Source organism: Vibrio sp. R11-SG3-ISO3-SZ, from assembly GCF_059834345.1.
In genome coordinates, this window is sequence record NZ_JCBDGX010000079.1 from 22,609 (window position 1) to 48,103 (window position 25,495).

General features: G+C 46.6%; 23 protein-coding genes and 1 other RNA gene. 16 read left to right on the forward strand and 8 right to left on the reverse strand.

The annotated features are described in order from the left end of the window. Window positions 1–34 precede the first annotated feature (34 nt). The 10 genes from smpB to AC6R1O_RS10415 all read left to right on the forward strand — a co-directional run bounded on the left by smpB (window position 35) and on the right by AC6R1O_RS10415 (window position 7,098). A complete protein-coding gene (gene smpB / locus AC6R1O_RS10370) occupies window positions 35–520 on the forward strand; it encodes an SsrA-binding protein SmpB (protein ID WP_334551285.1) in 486 nt (161 codons plus the stop codon). A 67-nt stretch (window positions 521–587) separates the two neighbouring features. Continuing rightward, window positions 588–955, forward strand: a transfer-messenger RNA (tmRNA) gene (ssrA, locus tag AC6R1O_RS10375). Window positions 956–1,147: 192 nt separating this feature from the next. Then, entirely contained in the window at window positions 1,148–2,395 is a 1,248-nt protein-coding gene (locus tag AC6R1O_RS10380) for an integrase domain-containing protein (protein WP_500656945.1), read from the forward strand. Between the two features lie 11 nt (window positions 2,396–2,406). After that, complete coding sequence (locus tag AC6R1O_RS10385) at window positions 2,407–3,153, forward strand: hypothetical protein (RefSeq protein WP_500656946.1); 747 nt, start codon at window positions 2,407–2,409, stop codon at window positions 3,151–3,153. Window positions 3,154–3,253: 100 nt separating this feature from the next. Continuing rightward, the gene (locus tag AC6R1O_RS10390) at window positions 3,254–3,472 is read left to right on the forward strand and encodes an AlpA family phage regulatory protein (protein WP_500656947.1); all 219 of its coding nucleotides are present in this window, start codon (window positions 3,254–3,256) and stop codon (window positions 3,470–3,472) included. A 210-nt stretch (window positions 3,473–3,682) separates the two neighbouring features. Beyond that, window positions 3,683–4,081: a helix-turn-helix domain-containing protein gene (locus AC6R1O_RS10395; protein WP_500656948.1), complete on the forward strand. Its 399-nt coding sequence runs from the start codon at window positions 3,683–3,685 to the stop codon at window positions 4,079–4,081. Then, entirely contained in the window at window positions 4,074–4,316 is a 243-nt protein-coding gene (locus AC6R1O_RS10400; protein ID WP_500656949.1) for a hypothetical protein, read from the forward strand. The genes AC6R1O_RS10395 and AC6R1O_RS10400 overlap by 8 nt, the downstream gene beginning before the upstream one ends. Window positions 4,317–4,366: 50 nt before the next feature. Continuing rightward, window positions 4,367–5,077 (forward strand): hypothetical protein, encoded by a 711-nt coding sequence (locus AC6R1O_RS10405; RefSeq protein WP_500656950.1) that lies wholly within the window; start codon window positions 4,367–4,369, stop codon window positions 5,075–5,077. A gap of 11 nt (window positions 5,078–5,088) precedes the next feature. Then, window positions 5,089–6,612: a terminase gene (locus tag AC6R1O_RS10410; protein WP_500656951.1), complete on the forward strand. Its 1,524-nt coding sequence runs from the start codon at window positions 5,089–5,091 to the stop codon at window positions 6,610–6,612. A 12-nt stretch (window positions 6,613–6,624) separates the two neighbouring features. Continuing rightward, window positions 6,625–7,098, forward strand: coding sequence for a hypothetical protein (locus AC6R1O_RS10415; protein ID WP_500656952.1), 474 nt, complete (start codon window positions 6,625–6,627; stop codon window positions 7,096–7,098). A gap of 40 nt (window positions 7,099–7,138) precedes the next feature. Here AC6R1O_RS10415 and AC6R1O_RS10420 read toward each other — a convergent pair whose 3' ends face one another. The 6 genes from AC6R1O_RS10420 to AC6R1O_RS10445 are packed head-to-tail and all read right to left on the reverse strand — an operon-like array spanning window position 7,139 to window position 15,678. After that, window positions 7,139–7,870: a M48 family metallopeptidase gene (locus AC6R1O_RS10420; RefSeq protein ID WP_500656953.1), complete on the reverse strand. Its 732-nt coding sequence runs from the start codon at window positions 7,868–7,870 to the stop codon at window positions 7,139–7,141. Between the two features lie 3 nt (window positions 7,871–7,873). Next, a complete protein-coding gene (locus AC6R1O_RS10425; protein WP_500656954.1) occupies window positions 7,874–11,104 on the reverse strand; it encodes a type I restriction endonuclease subunit R in 3,231 nt (1,076 codons plus the stop codon). Then, entirely contained in the window at window positions 11,105–11,737 is a 633-nt protein-coding gene (locus AC6R1O_RS10430; RefSeq protein WP_500656955.1) for a PM0109 family protein, read from the reverse strand. Then, window positions 11,737–12,576: a hypothetical protein gene (locus AC6R1O_RS10435; protein ID WP_500656956.1), complete on the reverse strand. Its 840-nt coding sequence runs from the start codon at window positions 12,574–12,576 to the stop codon at window positions 11,737–11,739. The genes AC6R1O_RS10430 and AC6R1O_RS10435 overlap by 1 nt, the downstream gene beginning before the upstream one ends. Further along, the gene (locus AC6R1O_RS10440; protein ID WP_500656957.1) at window positions 12,576–13,829 is read right to left on the reverse strand and encodes a restriction endonuclease subunit S; all 1,254 of its coding nucleotides are present in this window, start codon (window positions 13,827–13,829) and stop codon (window positions 12,576–12,578) included. Before AC6R1O_RS10440 ends, AC6R1O_RS10435 begins: the two co-directional genes overlap by 1 nt. Next, complete coding sequence (locus AC6R1O_RS10445) at window positions 13,822–15,678, reverse strand: type I restriction-modification system subunit M (RefSeq protein ID WP_500656958.1); 1,857 nt, start codon at window positions 15,676–15,678, stop codon at window positions 13,822–13,824. The genes AC6R1O_RS10440 and AC6R1O_RS10445 overlap by 8 nt, the downstream gene beginning before the upstream one ends. Before the next feature lie 82 nt (window positions 15,679–15,760). Here AC6R1O_RS10445 and AC6R1O_RS10450 point away from each other — a divergent pair, with 82 nt between their 5' ends. From AC6R1O_RS10450 to darG, 3 genes are all read left to right on the forward strand, one after another. Further along, entirely contained in the window at window positions 15,761–16,306 is a 546-nt protein-coding gene (locus tag AC6R1O_RS10450) for a hypothetical protein (RefSeq protein WP_500656959.1), read from the forward strand. 180 nt (window positions 16,307–16,486) lie between these two features. Next, on the forward strand, window positions 16,487–17,092 hold the full coding sequence (gene darT / locus AC6R1O_RS10455; protein WP_500656960.1) for a type II toxin-antitoxin system toxin DNA ADP-ribosyl transferase DarT: 606 nt from the start codon (window positions 16,487–16,489) through the stop codon (window positions 17,090–17,092). Between the two features lie 14 nt (window positions 17,093–17,106). Beyond that, window positions 17,107–18,171 (forward strand): type II toxin-antitoxin system antitoxin DNA ADP-ribosyl glycohydrolase DarG, encoded by a 1,065-nt coding sequence (gene darG / locus AC6R1O_RS10460; RefSeq protein ID WP_500656961.1) that lies wholly within the window; start codon window positions 17,107–17,109, stop codon window positions 18,169–18,171. A gap of 56 nt (window positions 18,172–18,227) precedes the next feature. Here darG and AC6R1O_RS10465 read toward each other — a convergent pair whose 3' ends face one another. Next, window positions 18,228–18,800 carry a DarT ssDNA thymidine ADP-ribosyltransferase family protein gene (locus AC6R1O_RS10465; RefSeq protein WP_500656962.1) on the reverse strand — a complete coding sequence of 191 codons (573 nt, stop codon included), beginning with the start codon at window positions 18,798–18,800 and terminating at the stop codon, window positions 18,228–18,230. Window positions 18,801–19,426: 626 nt separating this feature from the next. Here AC6R1O_RS10465 and AC6R1O_RS10470 point away from each other — a divergent pair. Together AC6R1O_RS10470 and AC6R1O_RS10475 are read left to right on the forward strand one after the other, a co-directional pair. Next, window positions 19,427–20,788 (forward strand): type II toxin-antitoxin system HipA family toxin, encoded by a 1,362-nt coding sequence (locus tag AC6R1O_RS10470; protein WP_500656963.1) that lies wholly within the window; start codon window positions 19,427–19,429, stop codon window positions 20,786–20,788. After that, window positions 20,773–21,255, forward strand: coding sequence for a helix-turn-helix transcriptional regulator (locus tag AC6R1O_RS10475; RefSeq protein WP_500656964.1), 483 nt, complete (start codon window positions 20,773–20,775; stop codon window positions 21,253–21,255). Before AC6R1O_RS10470 ends, AC6R1O_RS10475 begins: the two co-directional genes overlap by 16 nt. Before the next feature lie 2 nt (window positions 21,256–21,257). On the opposite strand, the gene recQ is transcribed toward AC6R1O_RS10475, so the two are convergent. After that, entirely contained in the window at window positions 21,258–23,438 is a 2,181-nt protein-coding gene (gene recQ / locus AC6R1O_RS10480; protein WP_500656965.1) for a DNA helicase RecQ, read from the reverse strand. 217 nt (window positions 23,439–23,655) lie between these two features. Between recQ and AC6R1O_RS10485 the strand changes: the two genes are divergently transcribed. Then, the gene (locus AC6R1O_RS10485; RefSeq protein WP_500656966.1) at window positions 23,656–25,389 is read left to right on the forward strand and encodes a sodium:solute symporter family transporter; all 1,734 of its coding nucleotides are present in this window, start codon (window positions 23,656–23,658) and stop codon (window positions 25,387–25,389) included. The last annotated feature ends 106 nt before the right edge of the window (window positions 25,390–25,495 follow it).

Below are 25,495 nucleotides of genomic sequence, written 5' to 3' on the forward strand. Positions count from 1 at the left end.
CTAAGCACTCAACCCTCTTTATAATGACCGTATTATGGCAAAGAAAAACTCAAAACAAAAAGCGGGTAGCAATACCATCGCGCTCAATAAAAAGGCTCGCCACGAATACTTCATCGAAGATGAGATCGAAGCAGGTCTAGAGCTACAAGGGTGGGAAGTGAAAGCCCTTCGCCAAGGTAAAGCCAATATTTCAGAAAGTTACGTATTTATGCGTAACGGTGAAGCCTTTGTGAGTGGAATGACGATCACTCCTCTAAATCAGGCATCGACACACGTAGTGGCGAACCCTACTCGTGTGCGAAAACTACTTATGAGCCGTCGAGAGCTCGACAACTTAACCGGACGCATCAACCGTGAAGGCATGACGCTTATCGCCTTGTCTCTCTACTGGTCTAAATCTTGGGTCAAAATGAAAATCGGCGTAGCAAAAGGTAAAAAACTACACGACAAACGTGATGACATCAAAGATCGCGACTGGCAACGTCAAAAAGCTCGAGTAATGAAAAGCGCGCTGCGCTAATCTTAACCACTTAAACGCATAGTGCTAGACAGGCATCACTAATCTGGTACTATGCACCAACAACCTTGGGGCTGATTCAGGATTCGACGGGAATTTTGCAGTCTAAGGTGCATGCCGAGGTGCGGTAGGCCTCGTTAAAAAACCGCAAAAAAATAGTCGCAAACGACGAAAACTACGCACTAGCAGCTTAATACCCTGCTGAGAGCTCTCTCGCCCTAGCTTCCGCACGTAAGACGGGGACCAACGAGGGATCAAACCCAAACGCGCTAGCCCGGATTCTCCCACCTGAGAGATGAACGGCGAATTATAATTCAGGTTAGTCATTCATTCGCGTGTCGGTTCGCAGGTGGGTGGCGAAATTAAAGATCGACTAAGCATGTAGTACCAAAGATGAATGATTTTCGGACGCGGGTTCAACTCCCGCCAGCTCCACCAAATTCGTATACGAAGACGTTTGATAACGTTATCTGAAGCCCCGAGACCACTGGCCTCGGGGCTTTTCTTTGTCCATAATAGTTCGATTCTGTTTTAAGGGATTCGGAAGTTTTAGTACTAAACGTTGTACCAAGCCTTAAGTTGGTACAAAACCTTGGTACAAACTCCGAGCCAAAGATTAGGAACTAATGGATGCCACGTATAGTTAAACCACTCACCAGTACACAAGTAAAGCAAGCAAAACCTAAAGAGAAAGAATTCACCCTTTCCGATGGTGACGGTCTCCTCCTAAGTATTCGCCCTTCTGGCGCCAAAGTATGGCTATACAAATACCAACGTCCTTTCACAGGTAAACGCACCAACCTGACTCTGGGGCACTACCCTGATATTTCTCTTGCTGATGCAAGGCGAAAACGAGATGAAGCACGAGCCCTACTTGCAAGAGACATTGACCCTAAAGAGCATCGTGATGAAGTTGTAAAGCGTAAAGAAGAAGCACAAACCAACACACTAAGAACGATCGCTACAAACTGGTTTCCAGTAAAACAATCAAAAGTGTCATCTGCCTATGCAGACGATGTTTGGCGCTCGCTAGAACTTCACATTTTCCCATCATTGGGTAACCACCCTATTCATACCATAAAGGCAACAACAGCCATCAAAGTGATAAAGCCTATTGCTGCCAAAGGGAGCCTAGAAACAGTTAAACGCCTTTGCCAGCGACTCAATGAAATTATGACCTATGCTGTCAATACTGGAGTACTGGAAAGCAACCCTCTAGCTAAAATCCATGCGGCCTTCCAGCCCCCGCAAAAGAAAAACATGCCGACACTCAAACCAGAGCAACTTCCAGAGTTAATGAAAGCACTTACAACAGCGAGCATTAAGCTAACAACTCGCTGCCTTATTGAATGGCAACTACACACGATGTCTCGTCCAGGAGAAGCAGCAGGTGCACGGTGGGACGAAATTGATATGAAACGCTCTCTATGGATTATCCCTGCGGAACGAATGAAAAAACGAACCGAGCACCTAGTGCCTCTTACACCACAATCTCTTGCACTATTAGAAATGATGCGCCCCATCAGTGGAAATGGGGTTTATATTTTTCCTTCGGACCGTAAACCTGGTCAGCACGCCAATGAACAAACAGCTAATGCAGCTCTAAAACGAATGGGGTTTGCAGGCCAACTAGTAGCGCATGGTTTGCGTGCACTCGCAAGTACAACACTCAATGAACAGGGTTTCGACCACGACGTAATTGAGGCTGCACTTTCCCACCTAGATAAAGATGAGGTCCGTAGAACTTATAACCGTACTGATTACATTGAACGCCGCCGTTCACTAATGAGCTGGTGGAGTGAACATATTGAACTCTCAGCTCAAGGTAACTTAAGTCTAAGTAAAAGCAATGGAATCCTACGTGTAGTCAATCAGTAAACATTAATCTTATGAGCAAAGAAAAAGTATTCCCTAACACATTCACAGGTAATCGTCCCAAGATAAGCCTAGAGAAAAAAGTACGATGCAGATACGGTAATGAAGTCGGTGAAGTAAGCATCATTCCACAAGGACAGGAACTCTTAGAACACATAGTAGAGCAAGCGAATAACTTACCTAGTAATAGCTTTGAAACAAACACCTATGCCGAAGTTTCACTACTGAATAAAAATGAAATCATCAGAGAGACCTCTGATGCTATGGCAGCCTTTACGATTGTGGAACAACACTTGATAGAGGCTGGAGTTAGCCCATCAATGCTAGAAATTCTTGTAAAGAAAAGCGTAACCCTTGGCTCATTGATCGGCACTTATAATGAAACGACCGATTACTTAGAGCCTACGTCTAAGTTAAGAATTGACGCAATTAGGAAATCCAAAGGGGCCCAAAAAACCCTCGAAAAAAAGAACAAAGATCGAGCGCTAATTAAGAGCATGGTCGAGTGTGTTCACAATCACTACCAAGACAAGATGCCCAAAAAAACAGAGCTAGCAAAAGTCATCCTAAAACTATTAGGTGAAGCTGTTAATAAACATTTTGCACTAAGTACAATCACGAGCATCATTACAAATTATTGTAAAGAGCAAGGCGTTTCATTAAGTAGAAGACCTGAGTGTGATTATCCATTAAATAATGATGTCTCTTCATTGCTTCGGGATAAGTTTAGCAATTCCGAGATTTGCGGTTTTCTTTCCTAAATTAAAAACACCACAAAAACGCTAGCATTTCACTCTTTTTCTCATCAAAGCAAACCACCAAAATAGCCTCCGAACACGAAAAGACGCCTTCGGAGGCCACATGCAAAAAGAAACAGTCAACATTCAACACACCTTTACAGACCGCATCATCCGCGAACCAGAGCGAAAACTGCTTACTGGCCTATCACGTGTCAGAACCTGGGAACTTGAAAAGCTTGGTCAATTCCCCAAACGTCGAAAACTAACATCTAATGGCAGCTCTGTCGGCTGGCTTCTTTCTGAGATCAATGAATGGATTCAAAGCAGAGCAGTAATGTAAGTACTGTTATTTGGTTTATTAGTTGGTTTGTTAGTGGGTCCGCTAGCCACCAACTAGATACTCATAGGGCCATACACAAAAGCCACAGTGACAACAAAAGTATCACTGTGGCCCTTATCAGCTAACTGCATACGAAGCCGTCAAACTCATTGCAGTACAGTAAAGGAATTATATCAAATGACTCAATTTTCAGCCACAAATAGATACCTAATGACTGAAGCAATTGCGCTTGGACTTTCCGGTATCGAGAAAGCAACACTTGTACACTTAAGTACTTTTGCTGATGGTAAGTTTCAGTGTTTTCCTTCGATAAAAACACTTGCACAGATCACCGGATTCAGTGAGTCAGCAATCAAGCGAGCCATAAAAAAGCTTGAAGAGCTTAAACTGATTACTAAGAAGCGTCGATACTCATCCTCAGGTCCCACAAGCAACCTATATAAACTTAACACTACGATACTAAAGGATAAATCCGGCAAACCCAGCAAACCTAGTAATGAAGCGACTCAGAACAGCGCATTCCTAGCCCAAGACGGTAATTACTACTCATGTCCAGCCGAGTTCTACATGGCAAAAAAAAATCAACCGAGAGGGCAATTGCATGCGTAATAAATATAACTGGAAACTATTATCTGCTGAGTTCCGTTTAGCCTCTGTTGAATACCCCGAACTATCTATGGCTGCTTTTGCTAAGAGCCGAGGTATTCCTTCAAGCACGTTTAGAAAAGCTATGCGACGGGAGCAACGCAGAGAACAGCTACGAAATACTGACTTTCATGATAGTAATAATAGCCTTGCTATCAAACTCATGCGCACAGCCATCTCTCTTTTAAATAACCAGTAAATTAATCCCGCATGGGGTTTACCACCCCATGCCCAATAGCAATTACGCCCATGAAAAATAAAATAACAATAAAATCGAGAGCGGTTGAAGGAAAAGATTATGAACTAGACCCAAAGACCAAGCGCTCACGTTTCAAACAGAACAACACCGCAGCATTGACTCACGGTGGATATTCGAAGCAAATATCACCGGATCTGCTTACTGCAATGATAGACAACGATCTCGGCTTTGAAGTTGGCATTCTCAAAGGTCAGCTTTCAAATCTAGCCGTTATGGGAGAGCAACTTATTCAGGATCTCCACCAGCAAGGGGAATCGGCCACAGCACTCAGCGTTGCACTATCTTGTGCTGATCGCGCCTCCAAATTGGTGCCTCAAATTCAAAAAGCTCTTGAGTCACCACTAGTATCAAATTCCGAACTCGATCCCAAAAAACAACGGTTAAAGAATCGTTGGCTCAAACGCTTTCACGCAGGTGAGTGTTCCGCATCAGACGTCGCCTACCAGTTTGAGGTTAACAACCTAGGGCAACTACCAATCTATGTTATGAAAAAAATTGAAGCAGAGATAAAGAGTGCTCCATCCGATATAGATGATGCGCAATACAGTCGAGAGGAACTACAGCAGCAGCTAATGGAGTATTGGCAGGAGACCGCATCTGAAGAACAGCTTCGCAATGAACGAGAACAAGCTATTCAGCGAGAGAAGAAACGAATATCCGACCGCTTCTTTAACTCGTCGAATGCCACCGACTTGAATTAAGCAGGATAGCCATGACAAAGATTAGAACAGCATTGTCTGATCCTCGCTACATCGAATTGATAAAGCAATTTCAGCATGACTGGGTAGGTTTTGCCGCTGTTATTGCTAAGAAAAAACCAACATGGCAACAACGAAAAATCATTGAGGCTGTGCAGGTTAAGGGAGCCAGAGTTTCAGTATCCAGTGGTCACGGCACCGGAAAAAGCGATATGACGAGCATTATGATATTGGCGTTTATTATTCTCCACCCAGAAAGCCGTGTCGTCGTGGTAGCAAACAACGCTGCACAGGTTCGAAATGTCATCTGGAAGTATATTAAAGTCAATTTCAGAACTATCTGTAACACCATTCCATGGCTGGCTTCCTATTTTGAGCTAAATGAACGCGAATTCTTCGCCGTTGGTTACAAAGGCGTGTGGAGTTGTATCGCTAAATCAGCCCGTTTAGGTCAGGAAGAAGCCCTTGCTGGTGAGCACTGTCATACCTACCTAGTTGTCGTTGATGAAGCCAGCGGGCTTCCAGACAAAGCTTTGCAGGTACTAAGTTCAGCCTTGACCGAAGCACACAACAATATGTGCCTCCTTAGTCAGCCAACTCGCAGCTCTGGTTTTTTCTACGATACACACCATCGTCTGGTAAAAACACCTGACAACCCTGATGGTATTTGGCATGCCATAACCCTTAGCTCAGAAGAGTCCCCTTTGGTGACACCTGAGTTCATTGGGGAGAAGCTATTGTCCTACGGAGGCGAAGATGCCGCAGAGTATCAGATCAAAGTACTTGGTCGCTTTCCTGACAGTATGGAGGGATACCTTCTTAGCCGAACTGATTGTGAACGAGCAGCCAGAACTCGCATTGACCTAGAAGGTCGAGAATGGGGGTGGGTCGCAGCCTGTGATGTCGGTAATGGGCGTGACAAATCCGTAATCAATATTTGTAAGGTCTCCTTAGATTCACCAGAACACAGGCTGGTGGAATCTCACCAAATTATCGAGATGAGCCCGGACGTAGACCCGATTGACTTTGCCCATGAGATCCAAAAGGTCATAGAACCCTACCAAAGTCAAAATATCACCGTTCTAATCGATGGTGATGGTATTGGTTTTTCAACAGTAAAGACCGCAAGAGAGCTGGGTATTAATACGCAAGAGGTTCGCTGGGGTAAGCCTGTATTTAATACTGATGCTAAAAGCCGTTTCATTAACAAGCGGGCTTATAGCCATATTATGATGCGAAATGCCATCAAGACAGGCCGCATGAATATCGACCCAAGCGAGATGACCAAAGATCAGATGAGCAGACTTCCCGTATTCATCAATGAAGCCGGGCAATGGGTTGTTACATCGAAAAAGGAGATGCGGGAGAAGCACAATATTAAGTCACCGGACCGTTCGGATACATATTGCTTTATGTTCCTAGCGTCACCACAAAATGCATGCGACACAGCAGACAATCATGAAAGAGATAACCTACTTGCGGACTTCTTTGCTCTAGAAAATGAACAAACTCCGCGCGTGCCACATTTTAAACCATAAGGAAATAGATTTATGAAAAAAATTCTACTAATTGAAGCCCAAGAATTAACAAGCGAAATAACTAAGATCTACATTCACTACAAGAATGAATATGCGCTAGAAGGGAACAACTCTTGCCAATTCATGGCACGGTCATGCTGCATCATCATTGAAAGGATGGTTGAAGATCAGTGTGCTGAACTTAAAAGGCACATAGAGCACTGCCTAACAGCTATTAGTTGCAAAGATAAGTTCAATTCAGTCTACGGAGACGACGTCTCTTACCTAAAATTCTATGATGGTGAAATACCTCACATATTGGCCAAACTAGAACAAGCATTCGAACGCATACCGACGGCCACCAGAGCTCTCGACCGCCAACACAACAACAGACAGGCACTTTGGGGCTTTTTAGATGCTGTTCACCGCACACTGCAAGGATGCAACAACCAAGAATATTTTGATAAGCCTGATTTTATGAACTTCAACCCAGCACTAGCTGATTGAACAAAAATCCAAAGTGAGCTTCAAAGGGCTCACTTTGGCACTAAACAACCAACCCATGCCCATGCTGCTTGAGCCACTCCCGGTGCGCTTTGTAGTCGGGCATTACCCTCTCAACTTCCTTCCAGAACTGCGCCGAATGGTCATGATGCAGCAGGTGACACAGCTCATGCACCACTACGTAATCCACAACCCGGTTGGGAGCCATCACAATCACCCAGTTGAACTCCAAATCGCCATACGGCGTGCAACTGCCCCAGCGACTTTTGAAATCCTTAATGCGAATCACGCCTGTTTCAACTCCCACCAGCTTGCGATAGCGGCGTACTTTCTCGCGGATCTTGCGCTCAGCAGTGCGCTTGTACCAGCTTTGTAGCAAACGGCGGATATAGTGGTTCTGCTGCTTCGACGCTGGCACCACCACGGTAATCCTGCCGTTTATCAGCTTTGGTGGTTCTAAATCGCCTGTAAGGACTTTTAAGCGGTAATTGCGCCCAAGGTAGGGGTAAGCCTCACCAGATACGAATTGGTTGCTGCTGGCAGGCATAGCGAGAGCCGCATGGGCAAGCTTCTCGACAATCCAGCCATGCTTGTCTGCCACCAACTGTTCAATTCGCTCTATCGGCAACTGGCGCGGGGCCACCAGCGTCACCACATCGCCATCAACTTTTAAGGCAACCGTCTTGCGACGTGAGGAACGCTCTATGACAACTTCATAGCCATCGCCCTGCACTATCAGGGGCAACTTCTCAGTCGATGTAGTCGTGATGCTCATCGATTACACACAACCTGCCGCTTGATGGCTGAACTTGGTTTTCGCCAAATCCATAAATCGCTCTTGCAGCACGCCGACCAACTCTTTTTCGCCAAAGGGCTGGTCGAGCACGGTACGCTTGATCTCTTTTTTCATCCGCTTTATCTCGTCTGGCTTATTGAAAAAGTCGATTATCTTAGTCGCTTCGTCTAGCATCTGCACCAATGTTTGAGTCGTATGTTTGATAGCTTCATGTGTGGCTTCATCAATCACGTCACCATCACTCATCTGCACTACCTCAGCCATCAATATGTTGTAGAAGGCGAACTCGGTTTCAGACAGCCCAACATCCTGCGCGGCTTGCTGGTGGCCTGTTTTGATGTCGTCGGTCATCTCCAGCAGCAACTCAAGCTGTTGCTCCCATTGGCCGTGAGTCTTCTCAATAATGTCGCGCAGGCGCAAACTCAGTGAACGGTAATACTCCGGATCGTCATCGATATTGATGGTGATATGGTGCTTGATGGCACTCTCAATCTCCGATGCCTTGGACTCATCAGATTTGACAGGCTTAATGCTCTCTTTGAAATTGGCTGCCAGCAGGTCAATTGGCGGGATTTTCGGGTCTACCCCTGTGCTGAGGATATGCTCATCCACCAGTTGGCGCACCTTCTCACCGATATCACGCATGTCCAGCCCTTCGTCGCGGTACTTGGTTTTTGCCGCGTTGTGGATTTTACCCAGCAGCTTCATATCCGGGATATAAGGGGCAACTGAAGGGTCTGGCAGAATCACGTTGAACTGTTTGGCGAACTGCTTGAACGCCATATCAAACTGCGCCCGTACCGTTTCACTTTTCAGTGCCAGCACATAATCATCAATATCATCACTTTTGACCTGCTTGAAGAATGACATCGCCAGTGTGTGTTTAGCTTTGAGCTTAGGCAGCTCATCCTTGAGGCTCTGATAGGTGCCATCTACATCCTCACTACTGAACAGCTCTAAGGCTTCAGTGAGATGGGTAGCCAACCCGTAGTAGTCCACCACGTAACCACAGCGCTTCCCCTTGTAGGTACGGTTTACCCGTGCAATCGCCTGCATCAGGGTATGGTCTTGCAGCTTGCGGTCGATATACATCACCTGTGCGATTGGCGCATCAAACCCCGTCAGCAGCATATCTTTAACGATCAAAAAGGCAGTGTTGTCGAACTTCTTGTCTTTCTCTGCCGTGCCTTGCTCATCGATACCAAACGGCTTTTTGAAGTTGCTGATCACCTTCTTGTGATGGGTTTTGTCGGTATAGCGCGCGATGTATTGCTCATCATTGTGATCACCGGAGATAATCACCTCGGATGGGGGCGCATCGAGCTCATCCAGCGTCTTCTTGAACAGCGCAGCCACATGACGGCTGCCGACCACGATCATCGCCTTGAACCCGTCCGGTCGGATGGTTTCCTTGTAGTGTTTAAGCAGATCCAAACAAACCCAGCGCACACGGGCTGGCGCTTCACGCACGGCGCGCTCTACACCGTACTTTTTCTTTATCTCGCGCTGCTCTTCCTCGCTGTAATCACCGAAGTACTCTTCAAACAGCTTATCGAGTGACTCACCCGCCACTTCTGAACGTACTTCCCGCCCTTCGTACAGCAGACGAACCGTCGCGCCGTCTTCCACCGCTTGGTTAATCTTATACTCATCAATGTAGCCACCAAACGCCTGCCCCATCTTCTGGGTTTTCAGCAGCGGTGTGCCAGTAAAGCCGATTTTCGGTGCATTAGGCAGCGCAGCATTAATGGTCATCGCTAAGCCGCCAAACTGAGTGCGATGCGCCTCGTCAGCTAATACTATGATCTTCTCGCTGGGATTGAGATCAGCAAAACCTTCGGCGACCTTACTACCAACAGCCTGCTTCTCCTGCTCCTTTTCAAGGTCAGAGAACTTCTGCACCATGGCCGTGACCAGATCGGAACTGTCTTTTTTCAGCAGCTCTTTCAGCTCAGCCACCGAGCCTGCGTTATAAACGGTTTCGCCTTGGGCATCGCGGAAGGTATTGGATAACTGCTCGTCGAGCTGGGTACGGTCGGTGATAAACACCAGTTTGTACTGTTGGAGCTCGGGGTCGCGGCGCATCTTCACCGCCAGCATCACCATGGTCAGCGACTTGCCACTGCCCTGGGTATGCCATACCACGCCAGATTTAGCCTTGCGGTCACTACCGCTTTTCAGTCGGGCTATCACCTTATTCACTGCGCGATACTGCTGGTAACGGGCAACCTTTTTGATCATCCTGCCGTCGTCAGTTTCAAACAGAATGAAGTTTTGCAGGATATCGAGAAAACTGCTGATGCTGAACATCCCAGCCAACAGGCGTTGCTGGGCGGTAACCTCGGTAAGTACCTCATAGCTGGCTGGTGGCTCTGCTGCCATGCGCAAATCAGCAAGACTGGCATCTTCGAGCGGCGCTTCCTGCAACAGCCCATCCTCTAGGGCATCGTCTGGCTGCTGCAACTCCACTGCCGAGCGGAAAGAGAGAACATTATCCTCTAGCGATTGCTGTGCTAACTGTTGCTCGGTAAACGGGTAAGCATCTTTCCAGTCGCCATAGTGCTGGCTGCTAGAGCTGATGGTGCCCACCTTAGCCTGATCGCGACAGGTCGAAACCATCAGTTGGTTATACCAAAACAGCTTCTCTGCCCCTTCATGATCTTCATTGCGGCGCAGGTTGGCATAACGGCGCAGTTGATTGATACCGTTGCTCATCGGATCTGAAATATAGGGCGACTTGCACTCAATCACCGCAAGCGGCAGCCCATTCACAAAGCAGACAATATCGGGGATGATTTTCTGGTTTACCCCTTCAACCTTAAACTGGTTGGTACAGAGAAACTCGTTGTTATCTGGATTATCGAAGTCGATAAGTTTAACCGTCTGCCCTTTGCGCCCTTTGCCAAGATCTTGCTCAACAGAGAGGTAGTTCACCACCATCTGATAGAAAGCATGGTTGTACTCCATCAAAGCAGCAAAGTTAGGATGAGTCACCTCGCGCATCACCTTGCGCAGGTTCTCATCGCTGATCCACGGGTTAATCCGTTTGATCGCAGATTCTAGGCGCTTCACCAGCACCACCTCACGCAGATAGTCGCGCTCTTGATTTGGATGCTCGGGAGCGAGGGTTTTGCCCTGCACGTACCGCCAGCCCTGTTTGACCAACTGGGCAATGGCGGGGGCTTCTACTTTATCGAATTCGTTGTTTGCCATTTATGCCTCACATTCCTTTGCGTGAGAGAAAGCGGCTTGCTCGGTTAGCGTCAGGTATTCAGCAATCTTCTCATTTGCTGCATTGAAACCCTCCTCTGTCATTAGCTGTGCAATTGGTACCTCGAAACCTATGGTGACAAAGCCCTTATCTCGCTGATAAGCATCACTGTCGGCATAGTTTGGATAAGCAAGGCTGTTCCATTCAGTGTAATAGTCTTTGCTGCTTTCTTCGCAAGCTCGGTAGATGCCCACTCGTAAAAGGCTTTGCGCACTCTCTACATCTTGCGGCAGCTTTAACCCATCTGGCTGGCCTTTGCCTTTCTCCTTAACTATCCCTGTGTCATTGATGACAATCAGCTCTAGGGTATAGTCCCCTTGTGTTACTTTGCTTGTATCCACCACCCGTTTAAACACATAGCGGGTGACAGCGGCTGGCAGCAAATCCCATTGCCACTTTTTGAATGGATTCGCTCTGGCGGGTTTATCAAACAACTGCGGCGTCCAAAAATCAAACGTCGCATCCGCTTGTGTCGCCAGCGCATCAAGTTTTGGATGCAGGCGTTGGTAGTAGGCAGCCAATAAGCGATGTGCCGTACGCACTTGGAGAAAAAGATCGTCCGTTGATGTGGTCATTATTGTTCCTTTAAAGCTGATTGAAAACGAGGTAAGTCGAGCGATGTGAAGGCTTGTGTAAGTTCTTCCAGATCTGTACTGGAATCGTCTTCCTGCTCAGTTATTAGGTTAACCTCAGTTCTAAGTAGCGGGTGATTGAGTGACAAGGTAGGCAAATTAGAATGGGCCATATCTGCCCATTTAAACGGTGAGGTTTGTTGACCATAAAGACTGAGCCCATCCAGCATATCCTGAATAATACGGGCATCCTGTTTGGACAGCTCGCACTCGGACTGCTCACCTGCGAGTTGTAACAACTGAGTGGTAACGGCATCCCATTTTAATGCCGCAATCCCCTTCAACTGCTGTTGCTTAGAGAGCAGACGCTTTGCCCACCGCGCCGCGTCTACTTGCTCGATCCGCCCTATCGCCAAAAAGTACAATGGGTTATGACTATCTTCCTCAGCTTGCAGGAAGGACTCTATTTCTTTGTGCCATTGACCAAAGTACTGGTTGCCGCCCGCTGGTGGCTTGACCTCTACGATAATGTCGCACACATCAAAATGAAGAATGAGGTCAGGCTCTACCTGATTTGTACCCTCATCATGTTCATGGCTAAAGCGTTGCCAATAGGTGATATCAATAAACTCACCGAAGCTGGCTGGAATGGTGCCGTGATGCACTAGAAACCAGTGGTTCAGCAAAGTGCGCTGAACCTCATCTGAAAGGTAGGCAAAACGCTCAAAGATAGTCGAAGTCAGCAGGTCTTCACGGGCTTTGAACAGTTGTGACCAACTGACCGATTCATCCTTGTTGTGCTCTATGCGTCCGGCTTTGCCGTGAAGAATTGCTTTTAGCATTAGCTGTCTACCTTCACACGTACTTTGCCAGTTAGGAGGTCTTGCATCAGGGCTTTTTTGGTATTAGTCAATTGCAGATGTTTTCGCTCTAGCGCAAATATCTTCCCATCAACACTTTTCAACGAATTTGATATAAGTTGCTGCTCTTCCATTTTTGGTAATGGGACTTGAAGCTTCTTGAAATACGGTAAGCCAATGGTCTTAATCGTACTCCCCATAGCTATAGCTTCAAATTTAGGCTTCCAGTATTGAAGCAAGTAATATAGATAGTAGTTATCCAATCGGTCACCACAAACCCACGCCATAAAGTGTTGACTTACAGCCATAGGGCTTCTTGTGATTGCACTTTTCCCTATACCTGCGTCTCTTGCCATCACAACTGTACCTGTTGGGTGCAACGTGGCAGACGAGTTCTCTATGCCAAGCTGGCTAATCTTTTTAGATGTATCTGTAATGTATAGCTTATCTAAGCTAGATGAATCAGTGAGTGAAACCCATTTGATACCGTCATTCCAATACTCTGGTTTTTTCTTATCCGGTGTATGCCCACTACCTCGCTTTGCCACCTTGTCAAGTAAGCAAACATCCCACCCCTCCGGAATCTTGCCCACTGGCGAGTCTTTAAACTCCGTATGCGGTTTACCATCCACACCGACACCACGAGTGAGCAGCTCTTGCATCATGCCTGTTTTCAGGTCTTTGAGCTTGTCGATTTGCGCCTGTGTTTTTTCAATCACGTCATCGACAGATGTGAGGATAGCGGCGATTTTCTTTTGTTCTGGGAGTGGGGGGACTGACAAACTTATATTTGATATTTGTTGCAAGCTCAAGTTTGGCTGAGCACCAACAGTTTGAAGCTTTTCTAACTCCAATTGGACGCTTTCGCTCTTCAATTGATGAATACAGAACTTAGTATTAATTGCACCCTGTTTTAAACGAATAATAGCTAGTGCTTGGTTCGTGTTCGCAGGCAAATGTTGACGCTCAACCAGAGCTAAACGCCCCAAGCTACCCGCTATACTGAAAAGAATGTCACCCTCTTCCAATTGAGATCGTTTAAAAGATTCATGGGTATTGTTGTCTATATAGGCAAACTTCGACGATAAAAGTGTTGCACTTCCAGATACACTCTCAACTTTTACAAAATTGACCCCCTCACTTGTATATTTTTTGGGAGTCGTGCCTTTAGTTATTACTTTTGTAAGATTTCCAAGTATTAATTCATCCCAACCTTCAGGAACAAAATCACTCATAACCCAGCTCCTTCAGATAGCCCTGCATCACTTGCTCGGCATCTGCTACTTGCTGATCTAACTCATGCAGCGACACTTGGTACTTATCCCACCAGCGTTCTAGCTGGGTGATAACCTTGGCTTCTGCCTCTCCAGCCACTTCACGGATCTGCTCTTTGCTGGTAATGCTTGGTTTGAAGGCATAGTAGTCGTTGTCGGTTTTATCGAACACCAACGAGATATCAAACCCTGCAAGGATCTCTTCTTCAATGTATTCGTTATGCACTTCTCGCACAGGCACACCACCATGCAGAATGGCACGCACATCGAAGATCTCCGCTGGTGGCGAGGTATCGGCATAACGGCGGATGTTAAGGTTAAAGTCATTCTCAGCGATCTCAGAGTACTTCACTACCTTGGCATAACGCTTCACATCGACATAGTTATTGAAGGTCTCGACAATCTTGCTGATATCCTGCTCACGCAGTTTGTTCTGGTTTTTGCCCTCTTCAAACTCCAGCTCAGCATTGATAAACAGCACCTTGCCTCGGCGATCCGCAGGTTTGTTCTTGTTGATGATCAGCAAACAAGCTGGAATACCTGTGCCATAGAACATCCCTGATGGCAGACCGACGACCGCTTCTAGCAAATCATCTTCCAAGATACCTTGGCGAATTGCCTTTTCACTCGAGCCACGGAACAGCACACCGTGCGGCATGACCACACCCACCATGCCTTCAGCGTTGGTACTGGCAATCATATGCTGTACAAATGCCAAGTCACCCGCATCTTTTGGCGGTGTGCCATACGGGAAGCGACCAAAGCCATCGTTATCACACTCTTCTTTACCCCATTTTTTCAGTGAGAACGGCGGGTTGGCGATAACGCGGTCAAAGCTCATCAGCTCACCACCTTGAGTATGCTTAGGCTCGCGCAAGGTGTCACCTTTACGGATATCGGCACTCTGTACTCCATGCAGGAACATGTTCATCTTACAGATAGCCCATGTATTTAGGTTCATCTCCTGCCCGAACAGCGATAGGTTAGCTGGGTTCTCGCCATGCTCTTTGAGGTAGTTACGGGTTTGCACCAACATACCGCCCGAACCCGTTGTCGGATCGTAGATACGCATACCAGCATGCGGCTCAAGCAATGCCACCAGCAGTTGTACCACTTCACTTGGGGTATAGAACTCACCGCCCTTCTTACCTGCACTATCGGCAAACATCTTGATCAGGTACTCGTAAGCCGTACCCAGCATATCAGGGCGTTCAAAGTCTTCATTACGCAGACGGTGCTGGCTGAAATGCGACAGCAAATCGCGCAGCTTGGCATCAGAAAGCTTGTTCTTGATATTGAAGTCGATAGTGACCAATACCCCTTCCAGCGATGGGTTGTGCTCTTCAATCGCCTCAGTAGCTTTGTTAAGGCTTTCACCGATATTGTGCTTAAGGTCTTTCAGTGCAGACCAACGGGCAGTCTCCGGCACAAAGAAGGTGTTATCGTACTCGTCTTCATCATCCGCCAAGTCTTCAGCCTGCGCCTGTGTTTTGCCCTTCTCAAGGTAGTACGCAATCACCTTCTCACGCTCTTCCTCAAACGCATCTGACATGCGCTTAAGGAACATCATCCCGAAGATATAGTCTTTGAATTCAGAGGCATCCATGTTGCCACGAAGGATATCAGCCGTTTCCCATAGGAAGGATTCAAGCTGTTGGAGGGTGAGTTTTTGGGTCATTGAGCTACCTACACAAATAAGGGCAAAACCGAGTGAGTGAACCGCGTCGTGCTCAAACGGATTGATATTGGTGTAGATTTTACGGGGATGACGCTGGTGGAGCAATGCGGTTATGTGTTTTTGGAGAGTCAATACTACTCATTAGCATTGACTCCCCAAAAACACATGGTATAAACCGCACCTTTCTATTCAACAGACGACTCAACAATCAATAATGACCGTTGCAATAACAATCTTGCTTACAAGCATCTTAGCATTCTTCTTCTTCCACAGCATGTTCGCAATCTATTCAATTTATCTATTTCTAAATAGCCGTCCCACCAAAGAGCTGAGAAAAAAGATTCAAACCAAGGGGGGATTGTGGCTTATCTTTCATTCCGGATTTTTGCTAACGATTATCAAATTCTTTGAGGAGATTAACTTTGAGCCACTCACCACACACATTCAAGAGACCGATATAACAACCACCATCTATAACTCCCTTGCTGAAATAAAGATGTTTGAAGCTCTTTGGGAAGCATCTACCTTTATCGTAATTTGGGTCATACCAATCGTAACTGCCGCTGTAGGTACCAACCTGATTTCTCAAGCTCTATGCCAAAGAACAATGAAAGAGTCTCATGAAACAGAAATCAATCGCCAGCCAACACCGCTTCAAAAGCACATTCGCAAGAAATTTGAAAAGTATAAGCGTTGGTCGCCAAACGATACCAACAGGTCTGAAAATATCGATATAGAGAATTACCTCAGTATCAAATGATCAAATTTTCCCTGGAACACTACAACCTGACTAACTGCTCTATAATAACCACCGCATGTGTATGGATGCACATTGAGTTAAGTAGAATTAAGCCTCTCAAAACGGTTGTATTTCAGCGAAAAATTGAGTTTAAATGGCTGTACTCAAGGAAATTTAGCAACCTAAACAAAGGCAAGTTTGATGGTAGTAAAGGTCTCCCACATCACCCATATCAACAATCTTCCGGGCATCATGTCTGAGGGTTGCCTGTGGTCAGACTCAAACCGTATTCAGCGCCAACTCGATAACGAAAACATAGGGTACAACCACATAAAGCAACGTCGCTTACAGCATCCGGTCTCTGTGGCAGCTGGTGGAACCATAGGTGAGTACGTTCCCTTCAACTTCTGCCCTCGCTCTGTGATGCTGTATGTCATACATCAAGGCCATGAGGACTATCATGGCGGGCAGGAGCAGATTCTTCACCTCATCAGCGATGTAGACACTATCACAGCAAGCAACCCTCAATGTTTTTTTACCGACATTCATGCTGACCTAGCCTTTGCTGAACAGATCGAAGACTTTTCAAGGTTGAATGAACTCGACTTCAAAAAAATCCACGCAAAGTACTGGCAAGAGTTCAAGGAAGAGAAGCAAGCTGAGTTTTTGGCGCACAACTCAGTATCGTGGAATTGCATTCGACAGATTGGTGTAAAAACGCCAGAATTAGCTGAAAGAGCTAAGAAGCTCATTGCAAACTCAAACCATCAACCTGAGATTTTAGTTAAACCCGAGTGGTATTACTAATCGAGTAGTCCAACATGATTTCATATGCCAAAGGAAACATCCTTCACGATCAAGCAGATGCCATTGTTAACACCGTCAACACAGTCGGCGTTATGGGCAAAGGGCTTGCTTTGCAATTCAAGAAGGCGTTCCCTGAAAACTTCAAAGCTTACAAAGCTGCATGTGACAACGACGAGTTGACTACGGGCAAAGTGTTAGCAGTTTCGACTCAGTCAATCAGCGCCCCTTACTACATCATCAACTTTCCAACCAAAGCGCACTGGAAAGGAAAATCGAAGCTGGAGTATATCCGTGAGGGCTTAGTAGCACTCAAGCAGGAGGCTCAAAAGTTGGAACTGACTTCGGTTGCCATTCCAGCTCTTGGCAGTGGCTTAGGCGGGCTGCCTTGGTCTGACGTTGAGCGAGAAATCCACTCGGCGCTGTCTGACATGCCTGATGTTGAATGGCGAATCTATCCACCTCAAGATGCCCCACAAGCAGAGCAAATGGTCAACCACACTCGAAAGCCAAGAATGACAATAGGTCGAGCTGCTGTCATTGGGTTAATCAACGAATACTTAACGACAGGCTTACACTACAAGCTATCGTTGTTGGAAATTCAAAAGCTGGTTTACTTCTTGACTGCGTCTGGGGAAAAGTTGAATAAGGTGCAGTTTCAAAAACACCTATATGGCCCCTACGCTGATGTGTTGCGTCATGTGCTCGAAAGAATGGAAGGACATTTCATATCGGGATACGCCGATGGCGTTATTAAGCCAGATACTCCTATTCAATTAAAAGATGGAGCGATAGATGATGCACAGTCTTTCTTGTCTACGCACCCCGAGACCAAACAGCACTTTGATGATGTCACCAAGCTTGTTGACGGTTTTGAATCACCTTATGGTATGGAGCTACTATCAACTGTTCATTGGGTGGCGACACAAGAATGCTCACAAGATGAAGTCAACCCAGATATAGTCATTAAGAAAGTACATGCATGGAGTGAACGTAAGGCAAGGATGAAGCCAGCACATATCAAAGCCGCACTTCGACGCCTTCAAGATGAAAGCTGGCTGGATAAGACCGCTGCGGTTTAATTGCCTGAATGGTGCTTCATCGACTGCCGAAGAAGCACCATTCCATATAGACGGCCCTATCGTGAGAACATCCCACGATTTACATCAACATCAAGCTTAATCCCTTTGTCTCGAAGCAACATTTTAACAGTTTGCGCTACGCGCTCATTGGAAACATAAATCTTGAAAAAGTAATCGACAGGAACAACCCTGGGAGACAGGCACTCTGCCATACATACGCTCTTTGATTCCTCATCATGATACTCTCGGCGATTCATCGCGCCCCAATTGATCCGCTCAATACCTTGGTCATAGTCAAGAACTTCTACCCCCTCAGTAGCCAGTGGATGCCTAGGAATAATTACCCAGCTTCTAGCTCGTGCAAGCGCTCTTCGAACGGTGATCAGCACAAAATCGGTTTGAGGATAACCAATATGGACAGCTCCATCGAATGGAGAGCCAGCAAAAAAATGAAATGGCACATACTGATTCAAATTGAAGACTTGCCGTCCTTCCAAAATCTCCTGGTCTGCAACATCATCAAAAACACGGAGAGCAGCTCTCGGTTTCAAACCGTGCTCTAGAATTGATGCCAAATTATCAACACTTGTAATGTGGTACAGCAGTTTCTGTTCGCGGATATCAGCCATTAACCCGATTCTCATCTACGTGCCAAAGATTAAAGACAACAATACTCGCACCAATGCCGACTTTTCAGTGACACAAGTTCCATATCTTTTATATGGTGTAGCTTCGAGTCATCAAAGACAACTGTTTTTAATTACCACCATTACTTTGGCACTGATCACATCCCACAAAAATCATTAATTTTCTCCTAGCTACAACTTTTTGTACCAAAGGATGTACCAAGACTTAAAACCAAATCAAACAAAACCAATTAAAACAAATGCTTAAACACAAGATTCAGATGACGCCAGCTCCACCAAACGTTTGGAAAGGCGGTAAGTTATTGACTTACCGCCTTTTTTTGTTTTTATTTTTCGTTCGTGTACCACTTGTACTAAAAGTTGGTACTAAAAATGCGCTATCTAAAGATATCCTCATCTGGTATTTGGCAATTAACTCGCCCCTATCGCAGCTTTCATAGCTAAAACAATCCATTCTGCTCATCAATAATTTTGACTTACGCTCTACGAGTAATCATTTACTCATAAATAGTCTATCTGCATATTAATGAGTAAAATTTTACTCACTGCTTGAAAAAAAACGACTTTACGAGTAAAGTTTTACTCATTGATAAGTAGAGGTGTTGTCAATGGAAGAACTAACCGTACAAGCTTTTATCAGAGGTGAATGGATAGATATTGGTATCATCTCATTCCCTAAAAGTAGCCAACATAATTTCCGAGTGACTGAACTCAACTACCTCAGCGACTATGCGCTAGAACATCACGATAAAGATGACTTTCACGCTGTTTCACTAAACCACCCTGTCTCATTCTTTTTTAATGACATGGGTAAACCTGGATGGTTAACGTTTCTAGACGATATTATGCCTAGTGGTGCGAGTAGACGATACTGGGTCAAACACCTAGATATTGACGACCTTAGTTCTAATGAACAAGACTATGTTTTGCTCAAGTTTGGCACAATGTCTCCTATTGGTAACTTAAGAGTAAAAGACTCTCTTCCTGAGCGCTACGAAGTAGCAGACAACCTCTACTTCTCTGTTGATGATGTTAAAAATCGAGCTGGTGATTTCCTCGACTATGCACAGCAAAGAGGGGCCGCCGCAGGTGGTGCAACAGGGGCTGGAGGTGAAGCGCCAAAACTGGTCCTCCGATGCGGTTTCGATCATGGATCGGGCAGCGAAAAAATATGGATTGATCCATACCAAGATGACAATAGCAACCACGACTTACATTACTTAGTAAAGTACCCTAGAGGCTCAAGAAGCACCATCGACTGTAATATTCTAAGAGCTGAGTTCTACTTCTACCACGAGCTAGCAGAAATGGGAGTTGAAACGATCTCCACCGACGGCATGCGCTTGGAGGAAGGATTAAACTACCCTTCCTTGTGGCTTCCTCGATTTGATGTTCAAGTTATTGATCAACAAATCGAAAGATTTGGTATGGAATCTGTGTATTCCATTTTGAACAAAGGCGCTGGAGTCACTCTTGATCACGAAACAACAATCCGAACTCTTATAGAAAAAATGACTGAAAGCAATATGGTTAAACACCAAGGGTATAGGTTTGATACTCAAGCTTTCGTCATTGAGTGGGTGAAGAGAGATCTGCTCAACATATTGTTTGGTAATAGTGATAACCATGGCAGAAACACTTCATTCTTAAAAGGTGATGGAGTCATAAAGCTTGCTCCCGTATACGACTTCGCACCAATGAAAGCGGATCCTGAAGGCATTCCAAGAACAACAAAATGGAAAGCCCCACTAGAGGTTGGCGGCACTTACGACTTCGTAGGAATAGCGGACACCTTATCTGATCTCGTGCCAAAAGAAGTGTTATTACAAGAGCTAGAGGTTACAGCAAGTAAATGCATTGACTTAAAGCAGAGACTAGCATTACGAGGAGTGCCAGAACAAATCTTAGAGATGCCAGCCGTTGGATTTAATCATATATCAGAAAAGCTCACTAAATGGGGGCTACTATGAATCAGCCAAGCAATAAAGAGTCCGTACAAGATACAGTTGCTCGTCTAAGAGCAAAGCGAAATCAACATCAGCCCAAGACTGGGACGAATGCAACTCATTCGACCAAAGAACGATCGCAACTTAATACTCCGACGAGATCGAAAACTTCAAAAAACGCCAAAGCAGTCAGTGCAGCAGAACGCAAAAGAGAAGCAAACAAAATCATCAAACACTTATTGCTTGGAGAGCTAACACAAGGCCAAGCGTTGAAAAGTTTACGCATTAATATACTGGGACTCAAACAGGATGTATTCGCAAGACTTGTCGATGTCTCAAGAAAAACAGTCTCAGATATAGAGAATGATCGGGGCAGCTACAACACAGAGATTCTCAACAAGGTGTTCAAACCATTTGGCTTAAAAGTCGGACTGATCCCTACTTCTGTCAGTACGTTAAAATCGCTGATAGATGATAAGCAAGCAGACTAAGCTCACTGAGCCTCAACGGCTTGTTGGCTTAGCTTATGCTTCATATGACCGAGTACGTAGCGCAGCGTGCCATAGTCGTATTGTTCATTGAACGCTTCAAACAAAGGCTTTAACTTGTTTTCATTGATGCTGTTAAGCGCAGTCGCTTTCTGTTCAATGTCGCTGAGCGCATCAGGGCTAAGTTCCACTAATTGTTCGAGTTGGCACGCCCCGCTCTCAATGGCGGCGCTGAGGTGACTCTGTATCGTGGTCTCGGCCAGTTGACGGTGGGCAGCGACACTCGCAACCGACGCCATCTGGTGAAAGAGCTCAACCGACTGTTGCTCGGTATCGTTCAAGCGGCGCAGCTCAACAGGTTTATCTTCCATTACGCCTAACAGCGCTTCACCATATTGACTCACTTTGGTATCACCAAACCCTGAAATCTGACGAAGCTGATCCAATGTTTGGGGCCGAGCTTTGGCCATGGCTTTCAAACTGACATCTTGACAGATGACATACGCTGGCACGTTTTGCTCTTTCGCTAAGCGAGCACGTACGGCTTTCAAAGCAAGAAATTGATCCGTATCTGAAGGAGACAACGACTCTGCGGCGCTCGATTTCGTCGATTGGTTCGACTTCGCTTTGCGCAGTGCTCGCAACTGGACACTCTGCTCGCCTTTTAAGATGGGACGACATTGCGGCGTGAGCACTAAACGGTTGTACTCACCTTCCACCCGTAGGTAATTCATAGCGATGAGTTGACGAAAGACGCCTTTCCATTGATTGGCATTGAGCTCGGTGCCAATTCCAAAGGTGGACACCTTGTCGTGACCGAATCGTTCAATGCGATCGTCGCGCTTGCCCAACAAGACATTGATAAGATATGTGACACCAAAACGCTGCTCACATCGGTATACCGTCGACAACGCCTTTTGAGCCGCCTCTGTGCCATCCCAAGTGGTTGGCGGCGTCAGGCAGTTGTCGCAGTGGCCACACGGCTCCTTCATCTGCTCATCAAAGTAAGCGAGAAGGGTTTGCCGGCGGCACGTCACCAACTCACAGTAACCAAGCAGGGCATTCAGTTTTTGAATTTGCACTTGTTTATAGGCGTCACTACCCTCTGAGCTTTCTACCATCTGGCGCTGCATCACCATATCTTGCATCCCGTAGGCCATCCAAGCATTGGCGGGTTCGCCATCTCGGCCCGCGCGCCCCGTCTCTTGATAGTAGGACTCCAAGCTTTTCGGTAAACTCAAGTGAGCGACAAAACGCACGTCGGGTTTATCGATGCCCATACCAAACGCAATGGTCGCGACGATGATCACGCCTTCCTCACGCAGAAAACGTTGTTGATGCTCATTGCGCTTTTCAACCGACATTCCGGCATGATACGCCAATGCGGTTCGACCTTTGCTCGCTAACCACTCTGCTGTCTCTTCCACTTTTTTACGCGATAGACAGTAGATGACGCCCGCATCGTTCGCGTGATGCGCAGAGATGAATGACCACAAGTCATTCTTTGCATTGCTTGGCTCACTGACGTAGTAGCAAATATTGGGGCGATCAAAACTGTGGATAAACACTTGGGCCGATTGAAGCGCTAGCTGACTGATGATCTCTTGCTGCGTACGCTTATCAGCCGTTGCGGTAAGTGCAATGCGCGGCACGTTCGGAAAGCGTTGATGTAAAACAGAAAGCTGTTGATATTCTGGTCGGAAATCATGTCCCCATTGGCTCACACAGTGTGCCTCATCAATCGCAAAGAGCGATACGCGGCACTCGGAGAGCAAGTCGAGGGTTTGCGGCATCATCAAACGCTCTGGGGCGATGTAGAGAAGCTGAATCTCTTCACGTCGAATCTGATCTTCAACTTCACGCTGTTCATAGCGATCTAATGTGGAGTTGAGGTAGGCAGCGGCCACACCGACTTGCGCTAATGCATCAACCTGATCCTTCATCAAGGCAATCAACGGCGACACAACCACTCCCACGCCTTCTCGCACAATGGCTGGAATTTGGTAGCAGAGCGACTTTCCCCCACCGGTCGGCATCAAGGTAAGCACATCACCACCTTCAACTAACGTCTCGATGATCGATTGTTGCTGATGACGAAAATGATCGTAACCAAATACAGAATTGAGTACCTCTAACGGGGTCGGGCGATGCACGGCGAATATCCAAAGTTTGAAAGACAGTACCACTATCCTACCTCAATAGGCGCATCAATTCAGAGGAGATAACTGAAGTGTCTGCGGGTAACATCACCTCTTTCCATACTTACGTGCAGCCGTTTCATTCACTTACTTGACTCAGCAAATATGATCCAGCTCTCCCAATGCAGGCCAATCTTGTCGTACAATATCAAGTGAAACGCAGTTTTAAAAAACTTCACTCCCTCTTTTATAGTTAGGTTCCCTTGTGACACATCTCGACTGGTTCGTACTTGCGCTCTATTTCGTTTTCTTACTGATCGTGACCAACGCGTTCAAACGCCACGCTTCCAATGCCGACGGCTTTATTAAAGGCAATGGCGCAATGACGTGGTGGATGGCGGGCGCCACCGCCTTCATGACGCAGTTTTCGGCATGGACATTTACTGGCGCGGCAGCCAAAGCGTTTGAAGATGGTCTCAGCATCATGTTTGTCTTTTGGGGCAATGCGTTAGGCTTTTTTGTCTCAGCGCTCTTTTTTGCGTCGCGTTACCGCCGCTTAAGGGTTGCTACAGCGATGGATGTGGTGCGTCTGCGTTTTGACAAGTTGTCTGAGCAAGTCTTCACTTGGTCGAGTTTTCCCATCACACTGATTGGCGCAGCGATTTGGATTAATGGATTGGGCGCCTTTTTGTCGGCGACCTTTGGCATTAGTATCGATGTCACCATCGTCTCTATTTCTCTGCTGGTGACCTTTATTGCCCTTACCGGAGGGGTTTGGACGGTCTCTGCGACCAATGTGATCCAACTGGTGCTGTTGGTCACTATCACCATGGTCGTTGGGGCCACTGCGGCCAAGCACGTCGTGAGCCTACCGGTTGAATCTTTGTCAAACACCGTCATGGGCGAGAGCATGCACACCTGGCAGATTTTCATTGCTTGGGTGGCCATCATGCTGCTGAAACAAACCCTAACCACTAATAATGCCCTCAGCAGCTATCGCTTCCTCACCACCAGCAATGAGAAAGAAGCATCACGATCGGCGTTGCTGGCTGGCGCGCTGTTTCTCATCGCACCGCTGCTTTGGTTTGCCCCGCCTTGGTTTGTTGCTTCACTCAATATTGATTTGGGCTTGAGCTACCCAGAGCTCGGAGGTGGAGCCAACAACGCCGCCTACCTTTACTATATCGAACACTATATGCCACAAGGACTACTGGGGCTCGTAATGGTGGCGATGTTAGCGGCGACCGTGTCTCCGATGACCACTGCGCTCAATCGCAACGCCGGCATTGTAGTCAACAATGTCTATCTTTCCTTGATCAATCCGCACGCGAGCAGCGAGCAACAGATGCGTCTAGGTAAAATCGCCACAGTCGTGACCGGTCTGTTGGCTTGCGGCGTAGCACTGTTGTTTGCTCGTATCGAAGACTACAGCCTGTTCGACATCATGATGATCTTCTCTGCTTTGCTGCACATGCCGATGTCGATTCCCTCGCTATTGGCCATGCTCAACTTACGTACGCCACCTTGGTCTGGCTGGGCAACGGTTCTGGTCGGCATTCTGGTTTCCGCTTGGATGCATTTTGTGTTCGATGTTCATTGGCTTGAGCCTTTCATCGGCCCGCTCAATCACAGAGAAAGTGTTGATATGATGGTGGTGTGCAGTCTCCTGGCGCATGTGATCGTCACTGGTGGCTTTTTCCTTTCTACCGCTTTGATGACCAAACGCCCCTATTTCAATCACACTGTGAGTGAGCGAATCCACACTCCGATTTCCTCGCAAGAACAAACGCCGATTGATCACGCCAACGGCATTTTTATGGGGAAAGCAATGACGGCGCTGGGCGTCATCGTGGCGCTGTTTGCTGTCACCACCGACAACTTCGCCGATGGCACGATTTTCGTCGCGATTGGCGGTGCGATATTGGCATGCGGTTTTGCCTTGATGTCGATGTCTCTGCGTTTACGAAAACTTGATTCAGCTTGCGCTGCTGAGTGTTAATTACTGGCGCTCTCCATTTAATTAAGCAATCACGCTCTTATCCCACGGTGCAGAGTTCGGCTGCACATTTTTGAGACTGTGGGTTGTGGGTTGTGGGTTGTGGGTT

Bases quoted from the DNA above. Each gene is read 5' to 3' on its own strand.
- smpB (WP_334551285.1), top strand. From the start codon at position 35: ATGGCAAAGAAAAACTCAAAACAAAAAGCGGGTAGCAATACCATCGCG.
- AC6R1O_RS10380 (WP_500656945.1), top strand. From the start codon at position 1,148: ATGCCACGTATAGTTAAACCACTCACCAGTACACAAGTAAAGCAAGCA.
- AC6R1O_RS10385 (WP_500656946.1), top strand. From the start codon at position 2,407: ATGAGCAAAGAAAAAGTATTCCCTAACACATTCACAGGTAATCGTCCC.
- AC6R1O_RS10390 (WP_500656947.1), top strand. From the start codon at position 3,254: ATGCAAAAAGAAACAGTCAACATTCAACACACCTTTACAGACCGCATC.
- AC6R1O_RS10395 (WP_500656948.1), top strand. From the start codon at position 3,683: ATGACTGAAGCAATTGCGCTTGGACTTTCCGGTATCGAGAAAGCAACA.
- AC6R1O_RS10400 (WP_500656949.1), top strand. From the start codon at position 4,074: ATGCGTAATAAATATAACTGGAAACTATTATCTGCTGAGTTCCGTTTA.
- AC6R1O_RS10405 (WP_500656950.1), top strand. From the start codon at position 4,367: ATGAAAAATAAAATAACAATAAAATCGAGAGCGGTTGAAGGAAAAGAT.
- AC6R1O_RS10410 (WP_500656951.1), top strand. From the start codon at position 5,089: ATGACAAAGATTAGAACAGCATTGTCTGATCCTCGCTACATCGAATTG.
- AC6R1O_RS10415 (WP_500656952.1), top strand. From the start codon at position 6,625: ATGAAAAAAATTCTACTAATTGAAGCCCAAGAATTAACAAGCGAAATA.
- AC6R1O_RS10420 (WP_500656953.1), bottom strand. From the start codon at position 7,870: ATGAGCATCACGACTACATCGACTGAGAAGTTGCCCCTGATAGTGCAG.
- AC6R1O_RS10425 (WP_500656954.1), bottom strand. From the start codon at position 11,104: ATGGCAAACAACGAATTCGATAAAGTAGAAGCCCCCGCCATTGCCCAG.
- AC6R1O_RS10430 (WP_500656955.1), bottom strand. From the start codon at position 11,737: ATGACCACATCAACGGACGATCTTTTTCTCCAAGTGCGTACGGCACAT.
- AC6R1O_RS10435 (WP_500656956.1), bottom strand. From the start codon at position 12,576: ATGCTAAAAGCAATTCTTCACGGCAAAGCCGGACGCATAGAGCACAAC.
- AC6R1O_RS10440 (WP_500656957.1), bottom strand. From the start codon at position 13,829: ATGAGTGATTTTGTTCCTGAAGGTTGGGATGAATTAATACTTGGAAAT.
- AC6R1O_RS10450 (WP_500656959.1), top strand. From the start codon at position 15,761: ATGACCGTTGCAATAACAATCTTGCTTACAAGCATCTTAGCATTCTTC.
- darT (WP_500656960.1), top strand. From the start codon at position 16,487: ATGGTAGTAAAGGTCTCCCACATCACCCATATCAACAATCTTCCGGGC.
- darG (WP_500656961.1), top strand. From the start codon at position 17,107: ATGATTTCATATGCCAAAGGAAACATCCTTCACGATCAAGCAGATGCC.
- AC6R1O_RS10465 (WP_500656962.1), bottom strand. From the start codon at position 18,800: ATGGCTGATATCCGCGAACAGAAACTGCTGTACCACATTACAAGTGTT.
- AC6R1O_RS10470 (WP_500656963.1), top strand. From the start codon at position 19,427: ATGGAAGAACTAACCGTACAAGCTTTTATCAGAGGTGAATGGATAGAT.
- AC6R1O_RS10475 (WP_500656964.1), top strand. From the start codon at position 20,773: ATGGGGGCTACTATGAATCAGCCAAGCAATAAAGAGTCCGTACAAGAT.